Source organism: Psychrobacter sp. PSP, from assembly GCF_024085615.1.
Taxonomy (GTDB): domain Bacteria; phylum Pseudomonadota; class Gammaproteobacteria; order Pseudomonadales; family Moraxellaceae; genus Psychrobacter; species Psychrobacter pacificensis.
Genome location: NZ_JABLTF010000010.1, coordinates 1 through 13,661, shown reverse-complemented (window position 1 = coordinate 13,661; position 13,661 = coordinate 1). Strand labels below are relative to the sequence as shown.

The 13,661-nt window shown below is 37.8% G+C and carries 5 protein-coding genes and 2 pseudogenes; 3 read left to right on the top strand and 4 right to left on the bottom strand.

From position 1 onward, the window contains the following. Positions 1-26: 26 nt before the first annotated feature. Positions 27-953, bottom strand: coding sequence for an IS30 family transposase (locus HL061_RS02720; protein WP_025643743.1), 927 nt, complete (start codon positions 951-953; stop codon positions 27-29). Between the two features lie 104 nt (positions 954-1,057). After that, positions 1,058-2,133 (bottom strand): annotated as a pseudogene (locus HL061_RS02715) (IS3 family transposase). Positions 2,134-2,198: 65 nt separating this feature from the next. Between HL061_RS02715 and HL061_RS02710 the strand changes: the two are divergent. Further along, positions 2,199-2,303: pseudogene (locus tag HL061_RS02710) on the top strand (IS30 family transposase); the annotation flags it as partial. Between the two features lie 57 nt (positions 2,304-2,360). Further along, entirely contained in the window at positions 2,361-4,757 is a 2,397-nt protein-coding gene (locus HL061_RS02705; protein ID WP_252962483.1) for a site-specific integrase, read from the top strand. A 28-nt stretch (positions 4,758-4,785) separates the two neighbouring features. Here HL061_RS02705 and HL061_RS02700 read toward each other — a convergent pair whose 3' ends face one another. Beyond that, a complete protein-coding gene (locus HL061_RS02700; protein WP_252962482.1) occupies positions 4,786-10,083 on the bottom strand; it encodes an AAA family ATPase in 5,298 nt (1,765 codons plus the stop codon). Further along, positions 10,084-13,353, bottom strand: coding sequence for an SIR2 family protein (locus tag HL061_RS02695; protein WP_252962481.1), 3,270 nt, complete (start codon positions 13,351-13,353; stop codon positions 10,084-10,086). Positions 13,354-13,485: 132 nt separating this feature from the next. On the opposite strand from HL061_RS02695, the gene HL061_RS02690 reads away from it, so the two are divergent. Further along, positions 13,486-13,661 (top strand): transposase (locus tag HL061_RS02690; RefSeq protein WP_252962434.1); only part of this gene is annotated, 176 nt, incomplete at its 3' end.

Here is a 13,661-nt window from a genome sequence, read left to right as displayed (position 1 = left end):
CTTAGATTAACACACCAAGTGCAACGCTAATTAATATTATAGAACGCCTGCATAGGCGTTTTAAACCCTAATCGTTTTCTTGGTCTGTTGTTTAGTTTGTTCTCAATGTCCTGTATTTCATTATCAGAGACTTGTCTAAAGTCACAACCCTTAGGCAAGTACTCTCTGATAAGGCCATTGGTATTCTCGTTGGTTCCTCGCTGCCATGACGCATAAGCATCGGCAAAGAAGAAAGGGCTAAAGAGCTTTTGTTTCACCTTCTTATGCTGAGCAAACTCTTTACCATTGTCAGAGGTAATGGTCTTAACCTGCAACCTCACTGGCGCTAAGAGTTCTATCATTGCCTCTGATACTTGCTGTGCTGTTTTATGACCCACACGCTTCATCTTCAGCAGCCCCGTTTTACGTTCAACGAGCGTGACAATCGCTTGCTTGTGATGCTGACCGATAACGGTATCCGCTTCCCAATCTCCAATACGTGAGCGTTCTTCAACAATACAAGGGCGCTCATGAATCGAGACTCTGTCATTGATACGGCCTCGAGTCTCAGCGGTTAGACGCTGCCGGTATGGTTTTCCTTTACGTCTGAGACACTGCCACAATGTACCGCCCTGCCTCTTATCACGCCAAATATAGCGATAAATGCTCATATGACTGATACCAGCATGAACGCCAGATATTTGCTCAGGACTCCAGTTCTCTTTAAGCTTGTCTGTCACCCATGCCCAGAGGTCAGTCACAATAGTTGTGGCGTTGTTAGCCCGTCTGTCACAAGCCTTGTTATTAGCATGCTTTGCTCGGTAACCTCGTAGGCTTTTATTACGCCTAAGCTCTCTTGATATGGTACTGGGACTTCTGTTTAACACCCTCGCTATAAAATTAATACTATGTTTTGCCCCTTTAAGGGCATAAATCTGGTATCGTTCACCTAGGCTTAGATGTGTATAGCTCATGGTTGCAATCTCACTTTGGTCGGTGGATAAAAACTTTGATGCTAGCGCATCTAGGTCTTTTTTTCACCTTGCATTTGGTATTGCACTTCATGTGTTAATCTAAGTTAAGCCACCTGCCTGTACTCAGCAGGTGTCATATCATTAAGTGAATCATGGGGTCTTTCGTTGTTATAAACCTTGATCCAGTCTTCAGTCAGCATATTGACCTCGTTTAAATTGTTGAAAAGGTAGCAATCTAAAACCTCATTGCGATAACTGCGATTAAACCGTTCAATATAAGCGTTCTGATAAGGACAGCCAGGCTCGATATAATCAATATAGATGCCATGAGCTGATGCCCAATCAGTGAATACCCTGGATGTAAACTCACTGCCGTTATCCACACGAATTTGCTTAGGATAACCATGCCACTCAGCCAGCTGATCAAGGTAGCGAATCACTCGGAGTGAGGGAATACTGGTACCAATATCAATGCCTAATACCTCACGGTTATAATCATCAATCACATTAAAGGTTCGAAAGCGAATATTGTTGTGTAGTCTGTCGCTCATGAAGTCCATTGACCATGTATGCCCCAATGCATTTGGCACACTTAGCGGCTGAGGGTTACGTGTTGGTAAGCGTTTTTTAGACTTGCGGCGTAGGTTTAAGTTTAACGCTGTATAAACTCGATGTACGCGCTTATGATTCCATGAATAGCCAAGCTTACGTATACGTTTAAAGCACTTTGGAAAGCCCCAGCGATTGTGCTTGTCAGTAAGCTCATTTAAGACATCAACAATCTCACTATCATCAAATAGCTTAGGCTTATAGTAGTAAGCGGTTCGACTCATGCAGACCACCTGACAACTCACTGCAATGCTGACATCATACTGCGCCTGTAATTCTTGCGCCCAGACTTTGCGCTCGGGTACAGGCGCTATAGCTTTTTTATGATCTCTTCCTGCATTTGCGCTTTGAGGCTTAAATCAGCATACATCTGTTTGAGCCTACGGTTTTCTTCTTCAAGCTCTTTTAATCGCTTAACATCAGAAGCTTCCATACCACCGTACTTGGAGCGCCATTTATAGAAAGTCGAGCTAGCAATCCCGTATTTACGGCACAGCTCTTTAGCAGGTATTCCAGCTTCTGCTTCTTTTAAAATGGATACTATTTGGGTCTCAGTCATTCGTTTGCTCATATCAAAACTCCTTATGGGTATTTTATAAGAAATTCTACGTTTGAGCTGTGTTATTTTAGGGGATAGTTACAGATAATGAAATACAGGACATTGAGAACAAACTAAACAACAGACCAAGAAAACGATTAGGGTTTAAAACGCCTATGCAGGCGTTCTATAATATTAATTAGCGTTGCACTTGGTGTGTTAATCTAAGAATAAAATACGCTGACTATCATTGGCGGCAAATGAAAGGAGGCGATATAGACACTGCACTGGCTATTGTTAGACAGGGCAAGATTAAAACGACGGGCTTAACCACAAATAAGCTTATTAATTATAATCAAGAGGTGATTAACTCAAATCTACAGCCGCTCACTTGGGAAGAGTTATTTGTAGCAAGCTTTTCAGAATCTGACGAAAAGGGTACCAATAGTAGGGAGTATCCAAATTTTAGTAAGAATCTCATTAAAGAGGTTCAAGATGCCCTTAAAGGCAGTAAAGCATCAGCTATTACGCAAGTAGAGTTGTTACAACAGGGGTTTACCCAGCCTAATGCCATGCGTCTCTTAGGATGGGTCAGAAGCTTGTTGAGTGATAGTAACAACAGGTTAGATACCATTAGTAAATATCTGGGATGTATTGGTCGGGATTGGCTGATGCTAACAATGGATGAGAATCTTGATGAATGGTCTGGTGAGGACTTTGAAGCTGTATATGAGGAGATCATTCAAAGTAAGATTAAGGATGGAAGAAAGCAGTCTATTTTAAACAAAGAATCAGACTTTGGCGAAGACAATCTAGATACGGATGATGATTTAGTTGGCTGTGCAGACGATGTGTTAAGTCAAGGTAGTCTCAATGTCTTGAATAATGTGTATTTAAAGAAAAATAAAGTTTCATATCTGGATAAGCTCAAAGATACTCAAAAATTTACTTATGGCAGACTACGAGCTTTCCATGATTATCAGCGAGCGCACTATAATGCGCCATTTGTGTATTTCCCGTGGGGTAATAAACGCCAAGTGGTAAATGCGAACATGATATCACCTCGGATATATCATGCGATGAAAGAGTATCTGGTCAACTCGGATTTAGGCGATGAACAGAAAAACCTGTGCTTAGTAGTCTTAAGTCTTGCGTATCGGACAGGGTTGCGAATCAAAGAACTTATCGGTGTTAAAGTTCGTGATATAGCTGACATCTATATTGATGAGCATGGACAACGAATAGAGCAGCCACAAATATGGTTAAGACCAAATCGCTATCGGAGATTGAAAAGTAGCAGCGCAAGCCGCCTTATACCCATTAACTGCCTACTTAAGAAAGACGAGCTAAAACAACTTATTCAGTTATATCGTCAGCAGAAAAGATTGAAGCGTCGTTACTTTTTTTCTCAAGGTTCAGGCGATCAGCCATTACCCAGTGTGGTTTTTAGTAATCTCATGAAGTTAATTTGGGACAGATTGCTAGGAAAGCACGACTTCACATTTCATAGCTTTAGGCATACTGCGATTAGTCAGCTGGCGTTAGTACTAAGTAAGTCGCCATTGGCACAGGTGATGACTGATTATGATAATGAGCAGTGCGAAAAAGTAATAAAAGGCGTCCTTGGCTATCACAAGGATCAAGGCTCCTGGTTTGGGCTGGCTAGCTTTGCAGGGCATTTAACGTGCGACACAACCTTCGAGCATTATATTCATACTGCTCATCTGCTGGCAGGGGAACAGCTCAGTAACGCTTACTTAGAGCTACCTATAACCGTTTTAGACTTAATAACAGGACTAGATTATTCTGTTATATATAGACAAGACAAAACTGCTTATGATGCAACGACAAAGACGGTGCAGCTAAATAAGATAAGATCATACTTTGTTAAAAAAACAGCTGTTAATAAAACACGATTATTTAAGAATATAGATCAACCTGATAACAATACTAGCCAGCAACTGTTGAATAGTAATTTGGATGACTTTAAAGAGTCGAATGCAAATTCAATTTTCATTCATCCTAAATATGCGGACGTCATAGGTTTTCTAGAGCAGATGCAGGAGTTAAAAGAAAACTCTCGAGATCAGCTGTTACCTGAAGTTGCTATTAGACATGGTATAAGTCTAAATGACTCTAAATGTTTATACCTGCGCGCTAGTGAGCTGTTCGACGATGACAGGCTATTACTAGGTAGGCCTAAAGGTAGTAAGAATCAGGAAGTAATAATTAGAGCATTAGATAGAGCATATCAGATGTCTATAAAGGATCCTGAGAAGTTGAGAGTATTTATTGAGATATTTGCGCATAAGCATAACTTAAATAACTCATCGATCCATTTTGGTATTAAGGAGACCCAGATTGAGATGCTACAGAGTTTTATGCTAGTAGGTTGTCAGCTTATTGATGCCAGTCATTGGCAGGTGAGGGCATATAGCGAGCAAGTTGTAAGTGATGTTAAAAAAGACTTGAGTCTGAACAGCTCAATACGTGTCGGTGCACGTGAGAGTTTTCATGGCTATGAAGTAAGGGTTGTACAGAAAAAACGTAAACACTCTGACAAAAACTTGGCTACCACTAATCACTATTATGCGTCATCGGGGGTGCTTAAATATCTAGGATATCTGTTGATGGTACTAACAAAAAATAAAGTATAGAGTTTAGAGCTATTTATAGCTAGCTTATTCAATTAACCTTGATGCTTCTAAACAATTCGCTTTGTTGTAGTGAAGCACTTCGTCTATCACCTTGGTCAATCAGCCAGTCAATAATTCGTAAGAGCTTCTTACCAGTCTCTAAATCTAAAGGATTGTCCCTTTCTGCAAGGAATTGCACCAGTTCAGCTATACGAGAATACAATGTGCTACCTTGCCAGCCTACAAGCTTAGGCTTAGATATGACGGTTAAGACTTGATCTGCGAAAACTTCAGCAGGATAGTCATTTTTGGCATGGTCGCATAATTGCACAAAGTTTTGCATTACAGCACCAACCCAACCAGCTTCACGAACCAATTTATTAATTATGGGCATTACCAAATGAATGTCAGTCCAGTTACCATTTGCGAATCGTTTAGCACTATCAAATTGAGTGATGCGAGTAAACATTAACGTCTCTAGTGCATTATTTTTGAATACATCAAACTCTCCAATGCGATAGCTATTTGTGTTCAACTCTTCGACCTGCAAGAATCTTTCCATACAGTGTTCAAGTATTCTTACAATATCTTCTGATGCAACGATCTCGTCATATAGATTGCAGCTGCAATAGCTGATTAAAGGTTCTATAAGTTGCCAACCTTCTTGAGATTTTAGGTTCAATATAGGCTTTACAAACCTATGATAAGTCACGTTGAATGGCAATACTCCACAGATTGTACCAATGATATTACATAGAGCATCTGAGAATTCATAAAGACTGCCATGGTTGCCTTTGTGATTAGACTGTTCAGACCATGAAGGCTCAATTAGCTCAATAGTCCAATTAATTAAATTCTCTATAAAACTTAGAAGTTCTTCTTTGAATTCTGACTGTAGTAATTCCTTAATAGGTAGCTGCTTTAAGATATGACTCAAAAAAGTAGTATCCCATTGTTCATCAGATCTTTCCCACTTTATAGCGTCAAAAGACTTATTTAAAGAATAGTTCAAAGAAGGTCTATATTTTTCCTGTTCCAACTCAACCCAAGGACTTCCACATTTTGGAAGTTCAATGAATTGTTTATCAGACTCATAATATTCAGCTAAAATAGATTCTATACTCTGTAACTCCACATTTATTTTAGCTGTATCATCTGAGTTACAATTACGATATTTCAAATGATTATGACTCATTGATATAGCTATGAATATAGCGGAGTAACTGAGTTTTCTATCAACTTCATATAATGAGAGACATTCGTTTAAAGCTGATATGGATATTTCATTTACTGGACTCGCAATAATGCATAATATTTGGATTTTTGAGTTATCATCAGCTGTATCAAATTTTATTTCAGAAGCTAGTGCTTTACTAGCAAATATCTTTGGATGAAATGTAAGTTTTGCTTCTGGGGTGCTGCACTCATATGAGTTAAATGGTAAATCTAATATTTTATTTATTACCTCGCGTGCCCATTCTAAATCTGTATCAGCTAGCGCTTCTCTAAAGCATAAGGCCATCGTTGCTACGGCGACAACAGCATTTTGTTTCATGCGTTTATGAGTAGATTCCTCGGTCCATCCTTCACAACCATCTTCAAAGAGCTCTAGCTCATCGTATTGTTTCATAAACTCTAGAGCAGATTGAATAGAATATCCTTCTACAATGGAGTCTTGTAAAAGAGATTTATGAGCCCAATAGGCTATATTATTAAAACTAAGAAAATCTACACTTTTCTTCTGTTCTTCTATGTTTTTGCTATTATTCAAAGAAGGGCTATGATGCGAAATAGTGACTATACTTTCGTTTTCAGTAGGCTGAACTATATAAGTAGCTTCATCTGCATATTCGGCATAAAATTTAGCTCGTTCTATTAATCTTTTAGTAACTACTGCATTATCCATCTGTTCTTCGAAATTGTATGGTAGAAAGTTTGCAAGTCCAATTAATCTTTTTTTGATCTCCTCACTAAATTTAGAAAAAACGAATGCACTTAGTAAATTTGACAAGCAAAATTTATAGCTTTTCCTGTCTGACGATGAACCACGTATATCTTGAGTAAATCGATAGTAATCTAGATCAAGCACCTTTTGATTCGTCACCAAAGGAAATACAGTTTTGCTAATGCACTGTTGTTCAAGAGCAAGTACAGATACAACACTTAGGATAGCTACTGATTCATGATCTTTAGTTATTTTTTGAATTAACTCGTCTAGATTCGCACCCGCTTCTAACTGCTCAAAACACCACTTTTCTAAGGTCATAAATGCTGATGACAATGTATCATTTATCCAGTATGGACGTGACCAAATATATTCTTTCTCATTGCCCCAGAATGCTTGAGATCCCCAAGGAAATTCTAATGTAATAGGAATTGGTGTGAGCTTTTCATCTGATAGCTCATGAAGCTGTCGCCAAGCCTTATTAGCATGGTTTGATAGCGCTGTAATTAGTCTTAAGCCAGAGTCGGGAGCATATTTTAATAATGAATGGAATGGCTCTTTGATTGGAGAGGAAGGATAGAAGCCAATAAAGTCACTGTTAATAGCAAGGCTTTTCCAGTCACTGTCGCTAACGACTTCAGTTGGAAATGGACTTAAAAACATTGCTCTACGTTGAAGTAGTTTTTTTTGCTTATCAGTAAGCTCTTCTTGTGGAATGCTATTTAATTCCAACCAATACTCTTGAGATCGTTTTCGTTCTTCACAGTCACGTTTATATTTATCTAATGGTAATTCACACAATAATTTTTTTAAGCAAAACTCAACAATTAGGTCAGCATGTTTTTGTACTATAAATCCAGATAATTGGATTATATGTTTGAAAATCTCATTAGGTATTTCATCTAGATCGAGTAGCCTATTCAAATAGGTTTGAATGAAAGTTGGATTAGAATTTGCTGAAACTATAATCAAATTACGTAGCGCATCTTTAAATCCTGTTATGTCATTAACTAATTGCCAGTTATGAGTACTAGGATGATCTTTTATCCCTTCGATTTCAGATAGCCAATCTAAAGCTATTTGTAATATTTTGGATGAAAACTCAATAACAACCTGTGAAGGCTGTGTAGCGTTTTCAAAATTTATTGCTAGGTTTTGAAAAACTTTAAAGACATCGACAACTCTTGGATATATGTTTTCTGGCAATGAAGGAGTATCTTCTAATATAAAAATAATAACTTGAAACCATAGGGTTAAATCAGTCGGCCACGCAAGAGAGGTAGCAACTTTTATATCTTTGGAAGTAGCAAGTATCAGCGGGTTTGGCTGTGTCTTTTCTGCTTGAAACCAAACCAATAACTTCTCATAGAGATCATAGTCGTTTTCAGCCAGTTTGCCTCTAAATTGACCACTGTATTGTGCTGTATTTGGATGGCTGATAGCACCTAATAGCCAAGCTCGCAACCATTGTGAACGAAGTGTTTTAAACTTTGGGTTTTCTATTGCTATAGACCACTCTTCGTCCTGGAGCTTCTGCTGAGCCAATAACTCAACAACTCTAGCAATAGCAGGAGGTTGACCGAACGCTTCAATTTTATCAAGCCATGCATCATCAGCTTCAAATAGGTTGTACAATAATGACCATTCAAAAAAGATATCATGAGCAAAATCTACTATAGATTTTCTATTATCGACTCTAATCACACCGTCGCTGTTTAGTTCATCTAATTCCGAATTGCTATTAAGCGATCTTCTTTTTACGGGCTTACTAAGATTTTTTACCTTACGCTCAGCTAATTCTAGTAAAGCGTTCTGTCTATCTATAACTTTTTGACTCGTCGCACTATATCCACCACGTTTCCACCATTCATGAATCAAATCCAGTTCAGACTCTGGGGATGTATCGTTTGATAAACTTAGCGTAGATAGAACCTTTGCAAAAAATGGAGTTCTAGTGACATGCTTCACGTTTTCAGAAGAACTAAAAAGTAAGCTTCTTAAATTTGGAAACTGTGTTGAGAGAATATTGGCTTCATTATCATCTAATTTATTGACAGTGACGTTACCAATTGAAGCCTGCTTAAGAACAGACCCAAGCCATGTTCTTAGCGGCTCTAGCCCTGTCTCACGTAAGGTAACGACTATTTTCCACTTTATTAACAATGGGTCATTTAAAATTAAGCTTATTAACTCTTCGATAATTGGTCGATGCTGATTGTCTACACGGTCAATACCATCAATAAATAAGATAGGTGTGCCTGCTGATTGAATTTCAACTAATAGATCTTTTAAATTATGAGTTGAAGGTATCCCAGAGCTTTGAGCGTATTGAGACCAATTTTTACCGACCAATTGATTAGACTTTAAAAACAACACAAACGAGCTATTCAAATAACCTTCAACTACTTGACGTAGCAGAGCCGACTTGCCAGTACCCGGCATACCAGTTATTTGAATAAAGCGTTTTGATTTAATCTTTTCAGTAAACTCTAGTTTTAAACCAGTCCTATCTAAACTATACCCATCAATATCGCTTTGAATTTGATGCAAGTAAGTATTCGTAAGCTCTTTTATCTTTGCAATCTGCTCTTCAAAAGTTCTACCTTCTTTGAGTTTAACCACCTTACTTAACTCGTGGACCAACCGAACCCTATCAAACTGACCCGCTTTCCCTGCAGACTCTCTTCCTAACTCGTAAACATAAGACCAGACCAATACGGGCGATACAATACTATTGGTAGGTAACTGTGATTGAATCTGCTGTTCTGCTATATGTGCATCAACTTCACCATCATGTAAGAAGTCAAACCTGACAATAATAAAATGTTTTAGAAAGTCATGCTTTTCAGTAGGTGCTAACGGGGCAGCAGAGAACTCATCCAATAGCTGATATACCACTTCTTTAATAGCTTTAATATCCGCACTGGCATTCCCATTAGTGCTAAACCGTTGCTCAAAGTGCTCAATATCGCCACTTTCAACAGCTATATGACAAAGAAACCCTAAATCACGAAATTTAGCAGAGGATATCTCATTAACCGCCACTCCGTACTTATCTACATCATCATTAAAACTAGCATCTTGGTAGCTGGCAAGGCTGTCACGAATAATATCTCTAAAGTTTTTATTGCTTTGAGCAGAGCTAATCGTGAGGTCACGTTTGACCTGTAAACTAGTGGTTCCAATTCGACCTGATGCATCTTTCCACTTTATTATGACGTCATCTAAAGGGTAGCCAAAGTCTCTTTGCTGGCCAGCTACATTTACTACCGTACCATCACAGCCGGGCGCACTCGCTTCAGCTAGTAATGCAGTTAAATAGAAAGCCATGACATGACCTTCATAGGTAAAGCCATCACCACCGGCAAGCTCTGGAGACTGTGAAGTGTTTTTATTTTTCATCTATACGAATCTTACCTCTGGCAGTGGGTCTGTTTTGGCTTCTTCAGTTATCCTTTTTAACTCACTGTTTGAATTATTTTTTAGTAATTCACGAGCAAGCTTTATACATTCAGATCTAACCGAAGTGACGTTAATGGCTAAATGACTGGTTGGATTTACGTTTTCGTAGGCAGTACCATCAAAAATGATTGGAACCACTTCAATTAATGTTGAGACGTTTTCGTTACTTAAGTATTTTAGAGAGTATAGGTTATTTGCAGTATATATTAGTGTTGTAAGCCCATTAGTACGGCTCAAGTTTATTGAATAAATTAATTTTGAGATCAATGGCTTTAATGCATCGTTAAAGTCAAATTTACACCAGTTCAGTAAAGCATTTGCTGACGATACAACTTTTCTTATATCTTCTTTATAAAAACCTTCACGTATATCTTTCATAAGAGTATCAAAAGCCGTATCAAATTTCTTAGAGAAAAATATGAATGAAGACAATACCTCAAAGGTCTCCGTCTTCTCGTAAAAATCAAGTAACTTATTTAAGTTAGCTTCATTTAAATTGGGTTTTCCTAAATAAGGTGTTATAGCATGGTTCAAAGTGTATGCAATTTCTTTGGCCAAACGTTCTTCCGTATTATCTATAAAAAACTCAGGAACATCAGTGTCTTCTGCAGTGAACCGCCATGCAGTTAAAGTATTGAATATCTTGTTAGACTGTTTCTTCGTAGGCAGTTCTCTGTGTTTTTCATTCAAAACAAGATTTTTAATCGCTATAAGCGTATGGATATTAATTAAATCATTACTTTCAAAAAGATGTTTTCTAACAACTAAAGCCAACGCTTGACTATCATCGCCAGACAGTCCTAACAAAGCATGGTCTAAAATACCTAGTTTAGGAATGAAATTGTAGTTGGCTGGATTTCCCCATATTTTCCATTTTATAGATTCTAACTCGTTAGCATTCAAATAGTTATTTTCAATTAAAGGAAATAGCTTTATTAAAGCATGGACGCTGTCCTCATTGTTCGGAGAAATATGGTTTATGATTTCATCTAAACGTGAACTGATTTTAAGACTATCATTTCTTACGGGAGGTAATTTTACAACAGGGTTTGGCCATCTCTGACCAAAATCATTATCAATATTCACTTCGGTAGCTAAAGGAAATATGAGGGCATCTTCAAATATCTCTGATTTTCGATTATCTGATATAGCTAGTAAGCTGTATTCTATGAGATGACTATAAGGTTTGGACAGCCAGAAATGCTTTATTCCATCTATGATTGCAATACTGCAACCCCATTTAAACACTTCTATAGCCTTGTCTGGCTTCGCCCGTATAACGAACCTAGCTAAAGCCTCCATAAAAACTTGTAATCTACTAAAATAATAATGTACAGACTTATTGCTAGTTTGAATAATTTTTTCTAGCCAATAAATACAACCTTTATACGTCTGATCTAATAGATACTCTAAATCCTCCTCTGTTAGCTTTGCAATATTAATTCTTGATAGAGTTGTTTTAAGTATATCTGTAGTATCTGAGGTTGATGATCGTATAGCATATATGAAACGATTTTTATTTTCTAAACTCTCCAGCTTAGCTAAATTCTCTACTATATCTTTAACGAAATTGACATCTCTCCATCTAATAGGAACTCCGACAGTGTTAGTTAACCCCTCTACAAGTAATAAAGGGTGTAACTCATTACTGAATGAAAGAGATTTAGAATGGTCTGTATAGCTTCCAGGGTCAAAAGAAGGCTCTATACTATTATTCTTAGCTTGTTTATCCAATGCTTCTGATAATCTCTTCCTGATATGTTCAAGATAAGTCCAAGGATTTGAATCCATATAGTCAAAATCATTGGGCTTAACTTCTAAATCATTACGGTTAAAGAAATCAGCTCCTTGAAGAAGAAAACTAACCCAAGCTAAACGTGATAAAACGTAAACTGAGGTTGGATCATTTCTAGATTGTAGTTTAAGATTTTTAAAAGCATCCTTTAAAAGAAACTCACCTTCATCAAACCTTCCCAACTCGGCTAGAAGTGATGCTTTTTTCATGTTCCATGATGGGTCTATGGCTTCAATATCTTCAACTAATTCTTCTAAACCAGAGTAATCGAAGCTTTCTCTAGCTAAAATAGCTTTATGATAGTTTATTTCGTTTTTTACTTCTGAAGAAGTCAGTTTAACTGTGTCTAAAATATGAGCTACTCTTGAGTTAATATTTTTATAATCGTTATCATCAAACCAGCGTGTACTTCTAAAAAGCCATAATGCTATTTCAATCTGCTGTTTGCTAGTTAGTCCACTAAGTTGAGAAGGATCACAAATTTCTAGAAGTTCTTCAGCTAAATGAATAGCATCCACACTAAAAGTAATGGTGTTACGCCATACGATTTCGTAAAGCATCCTTGATCGCAAATCAGGTTTCATTTCAGCTAAGTTTTTAGAGTTTGGAAAAGGATCGGTAATTTGATTTTGTAAGCTCCACCGTATATTAGATGGGCATACCAACCATACTGGATAAGACTCCCTATCTTTAACAAGTTGATCTAACTGAGTCTCAAGTAAAGCTGCTGCGTAGCTATGCTCCTTATGTACTTTACCTATTTCGTTTTCTGGGATAGTTTTACGAGTAATCGAAGTTGGTTCCCAATCCCAGCTATCTTTAGGCTTAAGTATCTGAAGAGCATTGAGAAACATTTTTGTTGCTTCACGATGTCTTTGATCATGGTTATCCAAGTGTTTAACTAGACTTGATAAATCAATAGGTGCTACATTGATTGACTCTAAATATTTGCGTTTAGCTGGACTTAAATCTAACGCTCCTACCAAGTATATTCGACGAGCATGACTTGCTAAATGATCTCTTACCCATCCAACCCATTGTAAGAAATTAGGATCATCACCTGAAAATCCTAATAAGCAAAACTCGTTTTCGATAAATATTTGACGGGCTAAATTTACAAATGCCGCATGAGTCTTGGGATACTGGCGATAATCTTCTTGAGTAAATATTAGATTATGAGATATTTGTACTGTTCCATGTAATTTTACGATTCTAGGAGAGCGAGAAGAGGATAGATCTTCAGGTTTGTTAACGATACTATAGATAGGTTTATAAATATCAGATGCTGCGCGTTCTAACAGCGTGTCCCAATTAGTTGTAAGCACTTCTGTCCAAGGTAGCTTTAACAGTGAGCCATACAAGTCGCTTGGTATCCATGCAGGGTCATTAACAGTTTGTTCGATTAAATCCCTCAAAGCTTGTTTACCGAAATAAGAACTATATTCTTCAGCGATTTGTAGCGGGTCGCCCCATGGATCGGATCCTAAATCTTCTGATTGAACCGCCCCGGTATTGTCGGAGACTTAACATTCTGAGAGAATACGACAATGAAAAGACAAACCTACACTCCTGAGATTAAAGAACGCGCCGTCCGTATGCTGATCGAAGCAGCAAACGACTATCCCTCCACATGGGCAGCCATTCAAGCCATTGCCCCTAAGATTGGCTGCACGCCTGAAACCCTGCGCTCATGGCACAAGAAGCATATAGATCAAACTATCCC